This window comes from Bradyrhizobium septentrionale, assembly GCF_011516645.4.
Taxonomy (GTDB): domain Bacteria; phylum Pseudomonadota; class Alphaproteobacteria; order Rhizobiales; family Xanthobacteraceae; genus Bradyrhizobium; species Bradyrhizobium septentrionale.
The window spans coordinates 9,354,826-9,371,778 of record NZ_CP088285.1; the positions used below are offsets into that span (position 1 = coordinate 9,354,826).

Consider the following 16,953-nt stretch of genomic DNA (forward strand, 5'->3'; position numbering starts at 1 on the left):
TTATGGACCTATAAAAACCAGCGCATTCGTGTACGAACGGTAACCGCACTGCAACACGGCTTCGCGCATGGTGAAAAAGCCTTGAACGCAGAGCATTTCAGGCAGGGAAAGCGCCAGCTGCAGTTCGGCTCAGCCGCGCAGCCCGGGCACCAGTTCAGCTCCGGTCTCGACCTTGAGTGACGAGCCGGCGAAATCGTTTCCGATGGGCTGGCAACGGCCGCCGAGATGTTTGGCAAGGAACGCTTCGGTGATGCCGTAGAAGGCAAGCCGATTTTCCGGCCGCACAAAACCGTGCCCCTCGTCAGCGAATGTGACGTAAGTCACGGGTATTCCGCGCTGCTTGAGCGCATTGACCATCTGCTCGGACTCGGCAGCCACAACCCTGACATCGCGCAGGCCCTGCGCGATCAGGATCGGCTTGATGGCACGGTCGATGTGGGTCAGCGGCGAACGTTCGACCAGGAATGCGCGGCCGGCCTCGGTGTCGGGATCGCCAAGCCGGTTTTTCCAGACACTGATCCACGGGCCCCAGTAGGGCGGGATCGTCGCCATGAAGGTGACGAGGTTGGAAATGCCGAACAGATCGACGATGCAAGCGAACACATCGGGCGTCTTGGTCGCCGCCATCAATGCCGAATAGCCGCCATAGCTGCCGCCGAAGAAGCCGACGCGCTTCGGATCGGCGATACCTTGCGCGATCGCCCAATCGACCGCATCGATCAGGTCGTCGTGCATCTTGCCGCCCCATTCGTGGTCGGCGGCGGTGACGAAGGCTTTGCCGAAGCCGGTCGAGCCGCGGTAGTTGACGGCGAGCACCGCATAGCCCCGGCTGGCGAGCCACTGATGGACCGGGCTGAATCCCCAGCTGTCACGATAATACGGTCCGCCATGGATCACGAGCACCAGCGGCACCCGGCCGGCCTCGGCCTCGACCGGCCGGGTCAGATAGCAGTTGAGGCGCAGGCCGTCGCGCGAGGGGATCACGACCGGCTCGAGCTTGCGCAGCGCAACGCCGTCAAGCGTGTGGCGCTGCGTGAACAGCTTGCGCACCTCGCGCGTGCGGCGGTCGAGCAGCGCGTATTCTCCGCTCTCGGTGTCGCGCTCGAAATGGACCGTGCCCAGTTGGAGATCATCGCTGTTGCTGACAAAACTGATGTCGCCGGCGCCATAGCGGCCCAGATCGGCGAGGTCGCTAGCGACGCTTTGATCGACGGCATGCCAGTGCATCCGGTCCGTGATCGCCAGCGCCGCCAATGGCCGGCGATTCTCGTCGAAGATCGCCCGCACGATATCGGCGTCATCATCGGCGGCAAGCAGTGTGGTCTGACGCGTGGCCATGTCGAGGGCGAACAACGCTGCCTTGTCGCGGCCGCGTGAATCGATCAGGTATAGCGTCTTGCCGTCGGCGCTGAAATCCAGCATCTGGGTCGTATCGGTGTCGGCGATCGGCACCGTCATGAAGGGCGCCCAACTACCGTCCGGACGGCGCTCGAACACCTCGGCCGAGCCGTCGGCAATCAGGCGATATGCCAGGCGCAGCTGGAACGCGCTGTCGGTGATCAGGCCGACATAGTCGTGGTTCTCGTAGACGAGCTCGCTGGTGCCGGTCACGACGTTGACGCGGTACAGGTCGAAGTAGCGCTTGTCGCGCTGGTTGTGCCGCAGCAGCATCTCGTCGGGGAATTTGCGGTCGGACTCCTGGACGAAGGCTTTGACGCCGGTCTCCGGCGTCAACGGCACAACCTTCCCGTCGGTGATGTCGACGCTGGCGGCACGCCAGTTCTCGTCGCCGTCACGCTCGCGGAAGAACACCACATGGCGGTTGGTATGTGCCCAGCGATAGCCGGCCGAGATATTGCGATCGGTAACGCGCGTGACCGGCCGTGCCGCCTTGAGATCGGAAAGAGGGGCGACCCAGAGATTGTTCACACCGTCGAGCGGCGCGACATAGGACAGCTGCGTCCCGTCCGGGCTGAGACGGACATTGAGGTAGTCGGGATTGTCGAAGAACACCCTGCGCGCGACCAGGTCGGGCGCCTCACCGCGGGCCGAACCGATCAGACCAGCGAATGGCAGCGCCGCGCCAAGCATGACGGCGCGCTGCAGCAAGAGGCGACGGTCGATTGTCGTGGGCATCTTCATGGGCATCTGATCGGCCTCCCGTCGGCGACGCCTGCCGACGGGGCAAAGTTAGTTGCAGCCTTGCGATCACGCAATCGCCGGTTCAATCATTGCCGCGCTTGTGATGATGCACCGATCCAGATCAGCGCGGCGGCCGCAAGCAACAATGCGGCGGAGATCACGAGCGCTGCATGCAGGCCGGCAATGAAGGCCGCGGACCGGCCGACCATCGAGCCGAACAGCGCGACACCGAGCACGCTGCCGGTCTGCCGGGTCGCATTCAGCACCCCGGCCGCGATGCCGGCATGCTGCGGCTCGGCGCTGCCGAGCAGCGTGGATGTCAATGGCGGCACCAGCAGGCCGAGGCCGGCGCTCATGGCGAGCAGTTGCAGACAGATCGCGGGGTAGCTGGTGCCGGGGCCGATCAACAGCAGTCCCACACATCCGGCGGCCGAGGTCGCGGCGCCGAGCGCGATGGTCCCCGGCGCGCCGATCCGCTCCGCAACATGCGGCGCGATCAAATTGGCGGGCAGCACGGCGCCGAGCATCGGCACGAACGCCAGACCGGTTGCGAACGCCGACAGGCCGTTGACCTGCTGGAAGTAGAGGCTGAGCACGAAGATCAGCCCGTAGAACGCGACGTTGACCAGGAGGCCGACCAGCGAGGTCAGGGCAAACATCCTCCGGCGGAACAGCGAGAGCGGCAGCATCGGCTGCGCCGCGCTAGCCTCACGCCACACGAACAGCACGGAGAAGACGGCGGCGAGAATAATGCCTGCAACCACGAACGGGCTGCCCCAGCCAAGCGCGCCGCCCTCGATGAGCGCGCCGGCCAGCGTGCCGAGCGCGGCGATCGCCGCAAGCTGGCCCGGCAGATCCAGCTGGTGCTGCTGATGGCGCGTGGTTTCGCCGGCAAAGCGCCAGGCGAGCCACAACCCGGCCAGGCCGATCGGCAAATTGACCAGGAAGATCGCGCGCCAGCCGACCAAGGTGATCAGTCCGCCGCCGACGAACGGACCGGCGGTCAGCGCCAGGCTCGCGCCTGCGGCCCAGACGCCGACCGCGCGTCCCCGCGCCTTCTCGTCCGCATAGGCGTGGCGGAGCAGCGCGAGCGAGTTCGGCACCAGGATCGCCGCAGCCAGTCCCTGCACGCAGCGCGCGGCGATCAGCGTCACGGCGTCGGGCGCGATTGCGCAGGCGAGCGACGCCGCGGTGAAGATCGCAAAGCCTGCCATGAAGACGCGTTTGGCGCCGATCCGGTCGCCAAGCGCGCCGGCGGTCAGGATGAAGGCGGCAAAGGCGATGGTGTAGGCGCTGACCACCCATTGCAGCTCGGCAACGCCGCCGCCGAGCGAGCCGCCGATGGCATTGAGCGCCGTGTTGACGATGGTGACGTCGAGCTGCACGACGCCGTAACCGAGACTCATCGCGGCCAGCGTCAACGTTGCCGCAAGGCCGGTCGGCGCCTGATGGCAGGCTGCGCTCCCGTCCGGCATACGCCGAGCGTTCAGGGATGTCTGCCGCATGGTCTTGTCCTCGCTCTGGCCAACCAATGCGAGAGATAGGCCTTCGTTTCGACGCAATACTTCGCCACCGATCGAAGTGTGCTGTCGTCGTGCCGGCCGGCCCATGCAGCGGCTGCTGCCATCTTGCGCGGCGTTTTGCCTCAATAGACCTACGGACCGGGTCTTGCGCGACTCATCCGGGCCCGAGCGGCGGTCTGCAGCCGGACCACGCACATGTGCACGGCGACTTCACGCTTTGGTAAACGCCGCGGCCGCGCTCCGGCGTCCCCGTGCTGATGCATATCGTCTATTCGCTGCCCCGCGCCGGTGCCGAGACGGCGGCAAAATCGGCAAAAATGCGGATGAAATCGCCGGGAACGGCCGCAGAACGGCGGAACATGCCGCATCCTCGCCGCAGCGGACGGATACAGGCGACTCACATTCCGCAGAGCGAGACCATATGTAGCCAATATGACAATGACGCTGAACGTGAGCCGAAGGTTGGCTTGTCAAGGGCTGCACAACGCATCGGTTTTGCCTTATGGGTCATCGCGTACGGTGCGTTTGCCCGTTACCCGTCGCTATCCGTGACCGGGTCCCACTGAAATTGTCCCTGCCGGGAGGATGAATGCTTCGGCTGCTGACCACGCTTGGGCGTGGCTTCAAGGAAAAGATCGGCTGGAAACGGCTCGGGATCGCTGCGAGCGTGCTCATCATCGCGTTCGCAATCACGACGCTGGTCCACACCCTGAAGGGCGTCGATACCGGTATCATCCTCACTGCGCTGACCGACATCGCACCGCACCGGATCGCGCTGGCGGCGCTCTGTGTGGTCGGGGCGTTCTGTACCCTGACCTTCTATGACTTCTTCGCGCTGCGCACGATCGGCAAGACCCACGTCCCCTACCGCATCGCAGCGCTGTCGAGCTTCACGAGCTACACGATCGGCCACAACATCGGCGCCACCGTCTTTACCGGCGGCGCGATCCGCTTCCGGATCTATTCCGATTACGGCCTGTCCGCGATCGACGTCGCCAAGATCTGCTTTCTGTCGGGCCTGACGTTCTGGCTCGGCAATCTGTTCGTGCTCGGCTTCGGCATGGCCTGGCACCCCGCGGCGGCATCGGCAATGGACCTGCTGCCGCCGGCAATGAACCGCCTGATCGCACTCGGCTGCCTCGCCGGCATCGGCGCCTATTTCGTCTGGCTCCTGACCGGCGAGAAGCGCCGCGAGCTCGGCCAGAACGGCTGGAAGGTGGTGCTGCCCTCCGCCAGGCTGACGCTATTGCAGATCATCATCGGCGTGGTCGATCTCGGCTTCTGTGCGCTTGCGATGTACCTGTTGATGCCGACCGAGCCGCATATCGACTTCGTCTCGCTCGCCGTCGTGTTCATCCTGGCGACCCTGCTCGGCTTCGCCAGCCATGCCCCCGGCTCGATCGGCGTGTTCGATGCCGCAATGCTGGTGGCGCTGCCGGAGTTCAGCAAGGAACAATTGCTGGCGACGCTGGTGGTGTTCCGCATCCTCTATTTCCTGATCCCGTTCGGGATTTCGATCTCGATCATGGGCATGCGCGAGCTCTGGCTCAACGTGGTGAAGCCCTGGCAAGAACGAAAGCGACTAAGCCAAGCCTGCACGGCTTCGGCGACCGTGCGGCAACCGATCGAAAGCCGGCAGCAGCAGATCAGGCGGCTGAGGCGGTAACAGCGACGTTATCGGCCCCAAATCCCGGCTCTCGGTCCCAGCTCTTCGATGCCGGTTTTTCGATCCCCGCACCCGATTCTCTTATTTTCGCCGTACCGCTCACGTCAAACCGCGCCATGATTGGCTCTTTGGTTCGATTTTCGTTTCGTGTGACGGTCTGCAGCGCGCTGCTCGGCAGCGCGCTGCTGGCGGTATTCGCATCAGCCGCGGACGCGCAGGACAGTCAGCTTCAGATCTCCTGGGAGGTCCGCAATCGCTTCCGTCTGTTCCGCGAGGAGCGCGACTTCCGCCTCCATGTCGAAAGCGGGCTTGGCCGCAGCGTGCTGGCCACGGAACAGGCGCTGGAACTGCAAAGCGATGGCCGCGGCTGGGCGCGCAACATGGTCAACCGACTCTGCATCGACCTGCAGGGCCGCGTCAGCGAGCCCTGCACCCGCGACAACGTCAAGGAAAGCTACCTGACGCCGATCGATCACCCGATCGTGGTTCGCCTCACCGGCCCGGTTCCGGTCGGTGCGACCTGCGCCTGGTCGTTCGACGACGGCGACGGGCCGCAATCCTCGACCTTCGATTGCGCCGAGCCGGTCAATCTGCGCGTCCGTTACGGCCGCACCACGGTCGCGACCGTCGATGTCGCAAGCGGCGCGGACGCCAACCAGCGCCTGACGACGCAGATCGCGGTGCGCGATCTGCTGATTGCGGGCCTCGGCGACAGTATCGCATCCGGCGAAGGCAATCCCGACCGCGCGATTGCGCTCTCCGACGAGGGCTTCTGCTTCCGCTCCTATCTCGGCGGCGCGCAGTATTACCGGCCAAGCCGCGCCGGCTACAAGGGCGGCCGCGCCTGCGAGGCGCCGGACACCCTGACCAACTGGCAGCGCCAGAGCGCGCTTTGGCTCAACTCGGCCTGTCACCGTTCGCTGTACAGCTACCAGACCCGCACTGCGCTGGCGCTTGCCGTGCAATATCCGCACATCGCGGTGACCTATCTGCCGCTGGCCTGCACCGGCGCCACCATCGCCGACGGCCTGCTCGGCTCGCAGCAGGCGCGGGAATGCCTGCCGACCAAGACCGCCAACACCTGCTCGGGCACCGTCAACGGCCAGATTGCGGAGCTGCGCACGGCGCTGGCGGCCGCCAAGCGCCGGCAGCCGGACCGCACGCTCGACCTCATCTTGCTCTCGGTCGGCGCCAACGACATCTATTTCTCGGGCCTCGTCGCCAACGTGATCGTCGACACGCCCACCGAACGCGCGCTGTTCAGCCAGGGCGGCTCGATGGCCAGCGTCGACGATGCCCGTTCGGCACTGGCGCGCGACCTGCCGGCCGATTTTGCCAAGCTGCGCGATGCGCTGAAGCCTCTGGTCGGCGGCGACCTCTCGCACGTCGTCTACACGGCCTATGCCAATCCGGCGCTGGCCAATGGCGGCGCGCCCTGTCCGGGCGGCCGCGCCGGCTTCGAGATCCATCCCTCGTTCAACGCCGATCCCAAGCGGCTCGCGTCGGTCACGGGCTTTGTACAGAACGAGTTCCTGCCGCAGCTCAAGGCGATCGCGCAGCGCCAGTCCGGCATCATCTGCCGCAATCCGCAGGCCGACCGCATGACCTTCGTCGACGCGCATCAGGATGCGTTTGCGAGCCATGGCTTCTGCGCACGCGCGTCGACCGATCCGGAATTCGACCGCGACTGCTTCGCCGCCAATGGCGACAGCTTTGTGTCCGACATCGTCGCCGCGGCCAACCAGCCGCTCAAATGCGGCCGCAGCGCCGGCGAATATCGCGCCTATCTGCCGCGCGCGCGCTGGATCCGCGATGCCAATGACAGCTATTTCGCGGCGATGACCTATCCGCAAGGCCTGCCGTCCTCGATGCAGCCAACCGACATCCATGACGCGACATGGGGCATCTTGTCGGCGGTGTATGGCGGCGCGGTGCACCCGAGCGCAGAAGGCCATGCGGCGATGGCCGATGCCGCGGTCCCCGCGGCCGCCACCGTGCTGCGATTGAACACCGTCGTGCCCGAGGTGACGTCCGAGCCGGTCGCACCGCTGCAGATCGCGCCGGAGCAACGCTGAAGCCGTGGCCCGTTCCTGAAGCGGGCGACCTTCAGAAATTCGGCGCGGAACCAGAAATTTATTCAATCGCAATTACTTACGGGCTCCGCGCAAACTGCGGACAAGTACTGAGTGCGATTGAATCAATTCCAGCGAGCATCCTGCCGATGCAACCCTGGATACCGACTTCCGCGCCCTGCCCCTATTCATTCGACACGCGCCCTGGTCACCTCACCAGCGACATTTCGAACCGGATCGCGCACCACGTGCCGCCCCCGATGGTTGTCCGCCCCCTCGCTTTTGAGGCTGCACACGTATTGGACCCGATCGCTGTCAACGTGTGCTTGCGCTTGACGTGCTGCGAGTGGTCAACTCGCTGATCAATACTCCCGTTTGGAGAAGCATGATGTTCAAGCAGATTGCGATAGTGGCAGGTTTGGCACTGGCACTATCCGCCGCGGCGGAGGCCCAGACACCGCGCAAGGGCGGTACCATTCGTATGACCGCGCCCTATGGCTCAAGTTTCACCAGCATGGACATCCATACGACACAGCGCGCCCAGGACGAGATCTACGCCAAAGCGCTGCATCGGTCGCTCTACATCTGGAATTCCGTCGAAGGCAAGCCGGTGCTGGAGCTTGCCAAGGAGGACATCGTCTCCGGTGGAGGTCTTGTCCATACCTTCAAGCTGCGCGACGACGCTTACTTCCATCATGGTCGCAAGATGACGGCCGATGACATCATCTGGAGCTACAATCGCATCATGGACGGCAGCAAGGCCTATCCCGGCGCGCGTTTTGTCCGCGTGATCGAGGGCGCCGCCGCGGTCGAGAATGGAACAGCCAAGGAAATCTCCGGCCTGAAAAAGATCGACGACTTCACGCTCGAAATGAAGCTGACCGAGAAAGTCGATCCGGGCTTCTATTTCTTCACCGCGCTGACCTCGATCTATCCCGCCGACGAGGCCGCGAAGGAGGGCTTCCTGCAGAAGCCGATCGGTCTTGGCCCATTCAAATTCGTCGAGCACGTGCCGGGATCGCGCGTCGTGCTTGAGCGGTGGGACAAATTCTACAAGCCCGGCAAGCCGTACGCCGACAAGCTCATCGTGTCGTTGATGGGTGAAGCCGCGGCGCGCGATGTCGCCTTCCGCAACAAGGAAATCGACACCTCGGTGCTCGGGCCCGCGCAGTATGTCGCCTATCAGGCCGACCCCGATCTCAAGGGCACCATCGTCGAAGTCGCCGAAGTCTTCACGCGTTACATGGGGATGAATCCCGCATTCAAACCGTTCTCCGACAAGCGGGTCCGGCAGGCGATCAACCATGCGATCGATACCGATCTGATCATCAAGAAACTGGTCAAGGGCAAGGCCTATCGCGCCACGAGCTGGCTGCCCCTGACCTCGCCGTTCTACGACAAGACCATGAAGCCCTACGCCTTCGATCCCGCGAAGGCGAAGCAGCTGCTCGCGGACGCAGGTTATCCTTCCGGCTTCGAATTCGAATGGACGACCAGCCAGAATGAAAGCTGGGGCCTGCCGATCGTCGAAGCCATTATACCGATGCTGGACAAAGTCGGCATCAAGGTGAAGGTCAAGCAGGTCGAAACCGCGGTGTTGTCGGAAGTCATTCGCAAGGGCGACTTCCAGGCCTATGTCTATTCGCAGTCGACCGGCCCGGATCCCCAGGCGGCCCTCAAATGCTTCCACTCGGCGACGCCGCAATCAGCCTGCAACTACATGAGTTTCAAGAACGCCGACTTCGACAAGCTGATCGACGAGGCCGGGCAGACCGATGACGCCGCCAAGCGCGGCCAGCTGCTGCAGAAGGCCAATGCGCTGCTCTATGACGAAGCGCCGGTCTGGTTCTTCAACTACAACAAGGCGGTCATGGCGGTGCAGCCGTGGCTCAAGGGAATCCAGTTGAACGCAACCGAATTGACCCACCAGAACGTCGAAGACCTCTGGGTCGACGAGACCTCGCCCGCGAAGTGACATGTGCTCTCGCCCTCCCTCCATCGCAGGGACTGATGGAGGGAGGGAGGAAAACGTCCAATGCTCGCCTTCCTGATCCGTCGAATCCTGCAAACCATTCCGACCGTGCTGGCCGTCGTGCTGGTGATCTTTGTGCTGTTCAGCGTCGTTCCGGGCAGCATCGTATCGAGCATGGGCGATGACGGCAGAGGGCCGACGGACCCGCAGGTCGTGGAGCGCATGAAAAAGCAGCTCGGCCTCGACGATCCCGTCTACATCCGCTTCGGCTCCTATATCTCGAGGCTTGCGACAGGTGATTTCGGGACGTCGTTCCGGACCCGCGAGCCCGTCACCACCATGATCGCCAAACGGATGTGGCCGACGCTGCAACTGATATTCGCAGCCATGACGTTTGCGATTGCGATCGGGGTACCGCTCGGTTTCATCGCGGCACTGCGGCCAGGCGGCTTCGTCGACACGGTCTCGATGGTGGTGGCGGTGTCCGGCCTCTCGATGGCGAAATTCTGGCTCGGGCTGCTGCTGATGTACCTGTTTGCGTTGAAGCTCGGCTGGCTGCCGAGTTTCGGCTATGGCGATGGCGGGCTCAAATATCTGATCCTGCCTGCCGTGACACTCGGCGTCTCGCCGATGGCGTTGCTGGCACGGACGACGCGCGCCGCGGTCCTCGAGATCATGACCGCGGATTTCGTGCGGACCGCGCGCTCGAAGGGCATGAGCGAGACCCGGGTCGTGAAATGGCATGTGTTGCGCAATGCGCTCGTGATCATTCTCACGACCATTGGCCTGCAATTCGGCGCGTTGATGGGACAGGCGGTCGTGGTCGAGAAATTGTTCTCCTGGCCCGGCATCGGCTCACTGCTCGTCGACAGTGTCCTGCAGCGCGATATTCCCACCGTCCAGGGCTCGATTCTCGTGGTGGTGCTGTTCTTCCTCGCGGTCAATACGTTGATCGACGTGGCCTATGCCGTGATCGATCCGAGGATCAGATACGCATGAGCGCCGGTCGGCTCTCCCACAGCTGCGCGCGATCGACCGCACCGCCTGTCGTGGCGGAGCGGCCGCGATGAAGCTCGGAACCAGTCTCATCATCGGCGGCGCGCTGTTCGCGCTTGCGGTCTTCGTCGGTCTGTTCGCGCCCTGGCTGGCGCATACCGATCCCGTCATGGATGCCAACCTCTTGAATGCGGAGGAGCCGCCGAGCTGGATCTGGTGGTTCGGCACCGACGCGCAGGGTCGCGACATCTACTCCCGCGTCGTGTACGGCGCGCGCATCTCGCTGACGGTCGGCATCGTCTCGCAGCTCGTCAACAGCGTGATCGGCGTGACGCTGGGTCTCACCGCCGGCTATTGGGGCGGCTGGTGGGACGACTTCGTCAACGGGCTGACCAATCTCATGCTCGCAATTCCCTCGCTGATCTTCGCGCTCGCCATCATGGCGGTGCTTGGACCCGGCCTGACCAGCCTCCTGATCGCGCTCGGGCTGACCAACTGGTCGTTCTCCTGCCGGATCGCACGGGCGTCGGCGCTGTCGCTCAAGAGCCAGGGTTATGTGCAGGCGGCAAAGGTGCTGGGCTACGGCGATCTGCGCATCATGATCACGCAGCTGCTGCCAAACATGCTCGGACCCATCATCGTCATCTCTACGCTGGGCATGGGCGGCGCGATCCTGGCCGAAGCCTCGCTTTCGTTCCTCGGCCTCGGAATCCGCCCACCCTTTCCAAGCTGGGGCAGCATGCTCTCGGAGGCCCGCGACCAGATCACCACGGCACCGTGGCTCTCGGTTTTCCCTGGCCTCGCGATTTTCCTGACGGTGCTCGGCCTGAACCTGCTCGGCGACGGCTTGCGTGACATTCTCGATCCACAGTCGCGGAGCCGGCGCACATGACGCCCCCTCTGATCGAAGTCGAGAACCTGCGTATCGACCTCGACAACGGGTCCAGCCGGGTTGCGGCGGTCGAGGGCGTTTCATTCCGCATCGATCGCGGCGAGACATTCGGCCTGGTCGGCGAATCCGGCTGCGGCAAGAGCATCTCGGCGCTCGCCTTGATCGGTCTGTTGCGCCGGCCGCTTTCGATCGGCGCCGGCGCCATCCGATTTGAGGGCCGCGAGATCCAGGGACTTCCAGCGGCCGAACAACGCGCGCTGCGCGGCAATCGCATCGCCATGATCTTCCAGGAGCCAATGACGGCGCTCAACCCGGTCTCGCCCGTTGGCCGGCAGATCGCGGAGATGTTCGTGCTGCACCAGGGCAAGAGCTGGCGCGAAGCCAACCAGCTGGCCGTCGAGGCACTGGCGAGCGTCCGCGTCCCCGCGCCCGAGCGACGGGTGAAGGATTACCCGCACCAGCTTTCGGGCGGCATGCGTCAGCGCGTGATGATCGCCGCACTCGCATGCGGGCCGGACCTCCTGATCGCCGACGAGCCGACCACCGCGCTTGATGTGACCGTGCAGGCGGAGATCATCGAGCTGATGCGGAATCTATGCGCCGAGCGAGGCACGGCGATCCTGATGATCAGTCACGATCTCGGCCTGGTCGCCAACCTCTGCCGCCGTGTCGCCGTCATGTATGCCGGCCGCATTGTCGAGGAGCGCGGCTCGGACGATGTCTTCCGTGCATGCGCGCATCCCTACACCCAAGGCCTGGTCGACGCGTTGCCGCGGCTCGGCACGCGTGCGGCACTCGGCCGGAGCAGGCTCAGGGAGATCGCGGGTGTCGTCCCGGCGATTGCGGATTTCCCGGCGGGATGCCGGTTCAATCCACGTTGCGCGCGAGCGACCGACATTTGTCGGACCACCGCGCCGGAGATGACACTGCTCGGGCAAGACGGATTTGTCAGGTGCCATCACCATGCATGAACCTGCGCACGGGTCCGGCGACGATGTCATCCTCAGCGTGCAGGATCTCGCGGTCCATTTTCCGATTGGTGGCGGTTTCCAGGGCGGCGGCCGGAGGCTGCTGCGTGCGGTCGACGGCATCGATCTCGAACTGAAGCGCGGTGAATGCCTTGGTCTCGTCGGCGAATCCGGCTGCGGCAAGTCGACCGTCGCGCTTTCGATACTTGGCCTGCTGCTGCCGACGCGCGGCCGCATCGTGCTGGACGGTCAGGTCGTGACCGGACGGCAATCGGTCGATCGAAAGGCGTTGGCCCGCATCGTCCAAATCGTGTTTCAGGATCCCTACGCTTCGCTCAATCCCCGCCAGACCGTTCGTCGCACGCTCGAGGCCCCGCTGCGGCTGCATGGCGTGACGGCGAAGAGCGAGATCGACGGACGCGTCGAGGCGATGCTCAAACATGTAGGCCTGCGGCCCGAGCAGGCCGGCCGCTACCCGCATGAGTTCTCGGGCGGCCAGCGTCAGCGCATCGGCATCGCTCGCGCGCTGATCCTCAATCCCAGGATCGTCATCTGTGACGAGCCTGTGTCGGCACTGGATGTCTCCATCCGCGCCCAGATCATCAATCTGCTGCTGGAGCTGAAGGAAACGCTCGGTCTCTCCTACATCATGATCAGCCATGACCTCGGCGTCGTCGAGCACATGAGCGACCGGGTCGCCGTCATGTATCTCGGCCGCATCGTGGAGACCGGCGGCTGGCGCGAAATCTTCGAACGTCCGGCGCACCCATATACGCAAACACTCATCGCGGCGATTCCCGATCCGCTACGCCGCGCGCCGCTTGCGACGACAAGGGGCGAGCCTCCCAGTCCGCTGAATCCGCCGGACGGATGTGCGTTCAATCCGCGCTGTCACTATGCCGAAGCGATCTGCTGCCGCGAGCCTGGGCCATCGCTGGAAACGCGCCCCGATGGACACGCGGTCCGGTGCTGGCGAACTGAAGAGATTGCCGGTCGGGCTTTCGCCGACCCGGCCCCAGCCTTCAATCGAGATATCTGAAGTTCTTTGGATCTAATTCAGAACTCAGCGCTCTCGCTCCAAGGAAATCCTTGGCGCGCACGGGAGCACAACTCAAACCAGGCTGAGAGAGGGCCTTACCGCTTCTTCAGCGGCTGCGGCGGTGGCGGCGGAGGCGGCTTCACCGCTGCGGCTTGTGCCGGCAGATATTTGGCGACGATCGCGGGATCGAGCTGGGCGATCGCGGTATCCGGCAGCCGGGTCCAGACCTCGTCCTTGCCGAACAGCGAGATGCCGAGATAGCCGCGCATGGTTAGCGTCTGTCCATCGGCGCTCAGCGACATCTTGGCCTTGTAGATCTTGCCGTCACGAGGATCGAGCACGTTGCCGTTCTCGTACTTCAGACCATCGCGCTTCATGTCGCGGATAAAGGACAGACCAAGCCACGGCGCGTTCTTGCGGTCGTCAGTGCATTTCGAGCAGATCGGATTCGGCGGATCATCCGGATCGGAGAAAATCTTGGCGATCACGCCCTCGAAGATGCCGTTGTGGTCGATCACCAGGAACCAGCCGTCGGGCTTGCCGTCCACTAGCTTCTGCCAGAGGCCGGCCGCGGATGATGGGTCGGCCGCCCTGGCTGAAAGCGGAGCAGCTAGAACGAAGGCTGCCGCGATCGCAAGGATCAGCCGAAGTCTGGTCAGCGTGTTCCGCATCATCATCACCTGATCGATCGACTACTCGAATAGAAGCAGACTACGGCCATTTCACGGAGGGTTCCAGTACCCGCACCGCGCAGGTCATGGCCGATGCCTCCGGCATAGGTCGCTATTGGAGTGGAATCAGTTCACTCCAAGCTTTTTCTGCAAACTCGATGACGAGGTTGTGTACTGGAACACCAGCCGCTTGTCCGGATACACGTAGCGGTGGGCCTTCTGCGCCATCAGCGCGCCCTCGTGGAAGCCGGAGAGAATCAACTTCAGCTTGCCCGGATAGGTATTGATGTCACCGATCGCGAAGATACCGGAAACGTTGGTCTCGAACGCCGCGGTGTCGACCGGTACCAGATTGTTCTCCAGCGCCACGCCCCAGTTCGCGACCGGGCCGAGCTTCATGGTGAGACCGAAGAACGGCAGCATCGTATCGCAGGTAATGGTCGAAAGCGCGTTGTCGTTGCCCTTCAGCGCCGCGCCGGTGAGCTGGCCATTGGCGCCCTCGAGCCCCGTGACCTGACCGATCTTCAAATCCATCTTGCCGCCGGCGACCAGCGCGCGCATCTGCTCGACGCTGTGCGGCGCTGCGCGGAAATCGTCGCGCCGGTGCAGCAGCGTGATGCGCTTGGCGATCGGATGCAGATTGAGCGTCCAGTCGAGCGCGGAATCGCCGCCGCCGACGATCAGGATGTCCTTGTCGCGGAACTGCTCCATCTTGCGCACGGCATAGAACACCGACGTGCCTTCATAGGCCTCGATGCCGGGCACCGGCGGCCGCTTCGGCTGGAACGAACCGCCGCCGGCCGAGATCACCACGACCTTGCACTCGAATTCCTTGCCGGCGTCGGTCTTCACGCGGAACAGGGGATCGCCGATCTTCTCGATCGACTCCACCATCTCGTTGAGATGGAAGGTCGGGTTGAACGGCTTGATCTGCTCCAGCAACTGCTCGGTCAGGCCCTGGCCGGTGACGAAGGGGATGCCGGGAATGTCATAGATCGGCTTCTCCGGATAAAGCTCGGCGCACTGCCCGCCGATCTTGTCGAGGATGTCGACCAGATGCACCTTCATGTCGAGCAGGCCCAGTTCGAACACGGCGAACAGTCCGCAGGGACCCGCGCCAATAATCAGCACATCGGTTTTGATCACTTCGCTCATATCCGCTTCTTTTCAGTTGAAATCGGCTGGACGGCTTTCGCCTGCCCAACCAAGTATGGCGACATGCATAATAGGGACAGCGGCTGGCGCGGCAACCCCTTGCCGAGCCTGCGCAACTCGGCTGTATGGGCGGGAAACCGACGGAGATCCCCCTCGTGAACGCCCCTGTCCGCGCCGACGATGCGCTGCGCCTGGAAGACTTTCCCTACCGCCTGTCCGACAATGTGCGCTTTGCCGATCTCGACCCGAACGGGCACGTCAACAACGCGGTCTATGCAAGCTATTTTGAAACCGGCCGCGTCACGCTGGTGAAGGACCGCAGCATGGGGCTGATGCCGGCGGGGCTCGGCTGGATCATGGTGCGCCTCGACATCCATTTCCGCGCCGAGTTGCACTGGCCGGGTCAGATCGAGCTCGGGCTCGGTCTCGTCAAGTTCGGTCGGACGTCGACCACCTTCGATCAGGTGGTGTTTTCGGAAGGCAGACGCGTGGCGTCGGCGAAGGCGGTCACGGTGATGATCGATGAGGCCACGCGCAGGCCGACACCGCTGCCGGCGGAGGTCAAGGACAACTTCCGCCGCTGGGTCCGTCGCGGTGTGAACCCGGACGGCGAATAAGGGACCTTAAGCTTGCCGCTCCGGCGTCGACACGACCAATCCGTCGAGGTCGTCGGTTACCTTGATCTGGCAGGACAGCCGCGAGTTCGGACGCACGTCGAAGCCGAAATCCAGCATGTCCTCTTCCATCGGCGACGGCGCGCCGACCTTCTCGCGCCAGGCTTCGTCGACATAGACATGGCAGGTTGCACAGGCACAGGCGCCGCCGCATTCGGCTTCAATGCCGGGAATCGCGTTACGGATCGCGCCTTCCATCACCGTCGCGCCGTTCTCGATATCAATGGAGCGTTTCTCTCCGGAATGGTCGATAAAGTGGATTTTGGCCATGATTGCTCGTGCTGCCGGAATGCGCCGGACGATGGTTGGAAAGGTCCCGGCAGTCGTATAACGGGTCGATCCGCACTGCGCTAGCGCGGAGACCGAAAACCTGCCGGCCGGCCCGGACGGGCGCTCAGGCCGCGGCGGCGGGCCGTAGAAGCGCTGTAGGGCTAGGAACGGCGCAGAATCAGCTCAATCGCCGTGCGCGCCTCGGCGATCGCAGCCCCGAGCGCAGCCAGCGGCTGGGCCGGATCGGAACCGCCGATCAGCGCGGTTTCGAGCTGGGCGGCAGCCTCGGCAACGCCGAATGCGCCGATCGCCCGCGCCGATCCTTTCAGGGTGTGGGCATGGGTCGCCGCCTCGGGCGGCAAGACAGCCAGCTCACCGAGGATCCGGGCGGACTGGGTCGAGAACATGGCCAGGACTTCCCGCTCCAGCCCCCGGTCGCCCAGCGTCATGCGCTGCAGGTGATCGAGGTCGATCGGCCCGTCGCCGGGCGCGAGCGGTGGCGATTGCGTCCATTCAACCCGTTCGAGATGAAGCGGCATGGCCTGTCCCTGTCGTCTCCGCCGGGTCTCGCCGGCGGCGCGTTGGCCAAGCCAATCACGAAACTGGTTAACGGATTGTTGTCGGGATGATCGGCAAAACCGCCCCATTCTGGACAATTTCTGGACACAATCGACGCGCTAACGCAGGAATTTCGAGTACCCATAAGGCCTTATGGCGCAAAGCTGTTAACGATGATTAAGAAAGTATTAATCGCAAGCATTTCATTCGCATCGCTCAGCCAATAGGATGTTTGCGGATGTAGCGGACAAGCCGCCGAGGGGGGCGCTTGCCTCCGCTTGTGGGCACCGGCTTCGAGCTTGCGTGGGGACGATCGCAGGCTCGCCGACGCGTAAAATAGTGAGAGGGCTTGGAC

General features: G+C 63.9%; 15 protein-coding genes. 9 read left to right on the forward strand and 6 right to left on the reverse strand.

Translation table 11 applies throughout. From position 1 onward, the window contains the following. Positions 1-129: 129 nt before the first annotated feature. Entirely contained in the window at positions 130-2,148 is a 2,019-nt protein-coding gene (locus HAP48_RS47060; RefSeq protein WP_210292773.1) for a S9 family peptidase, read from the reverse strand. Positions 2,149-2,228: 80 nt separating this feature from the next. Further along, positions 2,229-3,617, reverse strand: a complete 1,389-nt coding sequence (locus HAP48_RS47065) for an MFS transporter (protein WP_224497124.1) — start codon at positions 3,615-3,617, stop codon at positions 2,229-2,231. A gap of 299 nt (positions 3,618-3,916) precedes the next feature. On the opposite strand from HAP48_RS47065, the gene HAP48_RS47070 reads away from it, so the two are divergent. From HAP48_RS47070 to HAP48_RS47105, 8 genes are all read left to right on the forward strand, one after another. Continuing rightward, positions 3,917-4,231: a hypothetical protein gene (locus HAP48_RS47070; RefSeq protein ID WP_166207368.1), complete on the forward strand. Its 315-nt coding sequence runs from the start codon at positions 3,917-3,919 to the stop codon at positions 4,229-4,231. A gap of 23 nt (positions 4,232-4,254) precedes the next feature. Further along, positions 4,255-5,331 (forward strand): lysylphosphatidylglycerol synthase transmembrane domain-containing protein, encoded by a 1,077-nt coding sequence (locus tag HAP48_RS47075; RefSeq protein ID WP_029085353.1) that lies wholly within the window; start codon positions 4,255-4,257, stop codon positions 5,329-5,331. 116 nt (positions 5,332-5,447) lie between these two features. Then, positions 5,448-7,406: an SGNH/GDSL hydrolase family protein gene (locus HAP48_RS47080; RefSeq protein WP_166207371.1), complete on the forward strand. Its 1,959-nt coding sequence runs from the start codon at positions 5,448-5,450 to the stop codon at positions 7,404-7,406. Between the two features lie 382 nt (positions 7,407-7,788). After that, on the forward strand, positions 7,789-9,378 hold the full coding sequence (locus tag HAP48_RS47085) for an ABC transporter substrate-binding protein (protein ID WP_175612282.1): 1,590 nt from the start codon (positions 7,789-7,791) through the stop codon (positions 9,376-9,378). A 60-nt stretch (positions 9,379-9,438) separates the two neighbouring features. Next, positions 9,439-10,374, forward strand: coding sequence for an ABC transporter permease (locus tag HAP48_RS47090; protein ID WP_166207377.1), 936 nt, complete (start codon positions 9,439-9,441; stop codon positions 10,372-10,374). Between the two features lie 67 nt (positions 10,375-10,441). Next, complete coding sequence (locus HAP48_RS47095) at positions 10,442-11,263, forward strand: ABC transporter permease (RefSeq protein WP_166207380.1); 822 nt, start codon at positions 10,442-10,444, stop codon at positions 11,261-11,263. Then, positions 11,260-12,234 (forward strand): ABC transporter ATP-binding protein, encoded by a 975-nt coding sequence (locus HAP48_RS47100; RefSeq protein ID WP_166207383.1) that lies wholly within the window; start codon positions 11,260-11,262, stop codon positions 12,232-12,234. Before HAP48_RS47095 ends, HAP48_RS47100 begins: the two co-directional genes overlap by 4 nt. Continuing rightward, positions 12,227-13,270 (forward strand): ABC transporter ATP-binding protein, encoded by a 1,044-nt coding sequence (locus HAP48_RS47105; protein WP_166207386.1) that lies wholly within the window; start codon positions 12,227-12,229, stop codon positions 13,268-13,270. Before HAP48_RS47100 ends, HAP48_RS47105 begins: the two co-directional genes overlap by 8 nt. Before the next feature lie 95 nt (positions 13,271-13,365). Here HAP48_RS47105 and HAP48_RS47110 read toward each other — a convergent pair whose 3' ends face one another. Beyond that, positions 13,366-13,941: a DUF2147 domain-containing protein gene (locus tag HAP48_RS47110; RefSeq protein WP_166207391.1), complete on the reverse strand. Its 576-nt coding sequence runs from the start codon at positions 13,939-13,941 to the stop codon at positions 13,366-13,368. A 126-nt stretch (positions 13,942-14,067) separates the two neighbouring features. Then, positions 14,068-15,096, reverse strand: coding sequence for an NAD(P)/FAD-dependent oxidoreductase (locus HAP48_RS47115; RefSeq protein ID WP_166207395.1), 1,029 nt, complete (start codon positions 15,094-15,096; stop codon positions 14,068-14,070). Between the two features lie 155 nt (positions 15,097-15,251). Here HAP48_RS47115 and HAP48_RS47120 point away from each other — a divergent pair, with 155 nt between their 5' ends. Continuing rightward, positions 15,252-15,713 (forward strand): acyl-CoA thioesterase, encoded by a 462-nt coding sequence (locus HAP48_RS47120; RefSeq protein WP_166207399.1) that lies wholly within the window; start codon positions 15,252-15,254, stop codon positions 15,711-15,713. A 6-nt stretch (positions 15,714-15,719) separates the two neighbouring features. Here the strand turns inward: HAP48_RS47120 and HAP48_RS47125 are convergent, their stop codons facing one another. Beyond that, positions 15,720-16,040 carry a 2Fe-2S iron-sulfur cluster-binding protein gene (locus HAP48_RS47125; RefSeq protein WP_029085343.1) on the reverse strand — a complete coding sequence of 107 codons (321 nt, stop codon included), beginning with the start codon at positions 16,038-16,040 and terminating at the stop codon, positions 15,720-15,722. A 161-nt stretch (positions 16,041-16,201) separates the two neighbouring features. Next, entirely contained in the window at positions 16,202-16,579 is a 378-nt protein-coding gene (locus HAP48_RS47130; RefSeq protein ID WP_166207402.1) for an Hpt domain-containing protein, read from the reverse strand. Positions 16,580-16,953 lie beyond the last annotated feature (374 nt).

Bases quoted from the DNA above. Each gene is read 5' to 3' on its own strand.
- HAP48_RS47110 (WP_166207391.1), bottom strand. From the start codon at position 13,941: ATGCGGAACACGCTGACCAGACTTCGGCTGATCCTTGCGATCGCGGCA.
- HAP48_RS47130 (WP_166207402.1), bottom strand. From the start codon at position 16,579: ATGCCGCTTCATCTCGAACGGGTTGAATGGACGCAATCGCCACCGCTC.
- HAP48_RS47065 (WP_224497124.1), bottom strand. From the start codon at position 3,617: ATGCCGGACGGGAGCGCAGCCTGCCATCAGGCGCCGACCGGCCTTGCG.
- HAP48_RS47090 (WP_166207377.1), top strand. From the start codon at position 9,439: ATGCTCGCCTTCCTGATCCGTCGAATCCTGCAAACCATTCCGACCGTG.
- HAP48_RS47125 (WP_029085343.1), bottom strand. From the start codon at position 16,040: ATGGCCAAAATCCACTTTATCGACCATTCCGGAGAGAAACGCTCCATT.
- HAP48_RS47080 (WP_166207371.1), top strand. From the start codon at position 5,448: ATGATTGGCTCTTTGGTTCGATTTTCGTTTCGTGTGACGGTCTGCAGC.
- HAP48_RS47105 (WP_166207386.1), top strand. From the start codon at position 12,227: ATGCATGAACCTGCGCACGGGTCCGGCGACGATGTCATCCTCAGCGTG.
- HAP48_RS47100 (WP_166207383.1), top strand. From the start codon at position 11,260: ATGACGCCCCCTCTGATCGAAGTCGAGAACCTGCGTATCGACCTCGAC.
- HAP48_RS47085 (WP_175612282.1), top strand. From the start codon at position 7,789: ATGATGTTCAAGCAGATTGCGATAGTGGCAGGTTTGGCACTGGCACTA.
- HAP48_RS47115 (WP_166207395.1), bottom strand. From the start codon at position 15,096: ATGAGCGAAGTGATCAAAACCGATGTGCTGATTATTGGCGCGGGTCCC.
- HAP48_RS47075 (WP_029085353.1), top strand. From the start codon at position 4,255: ATGCTTCGGCTGCTGACCACGCTTGGGCGTGGCTTCAAGGAAAAGATC.
- HAP48_RS47060 (WP_210292773.1), bottom strand. From the start codon at position 2,148: ATGCCCATGAAGATGCCCACGACAATCGACCGTCGCCTCTTGCTGCAG.
- HAP48_RS47095 (WP_166207380.1), top strand. From the start codon at position 10,442: ATGAAGCTCGGAACCAGTCTCATCATCGGCGGCGCGCTGTTCGCGCTT.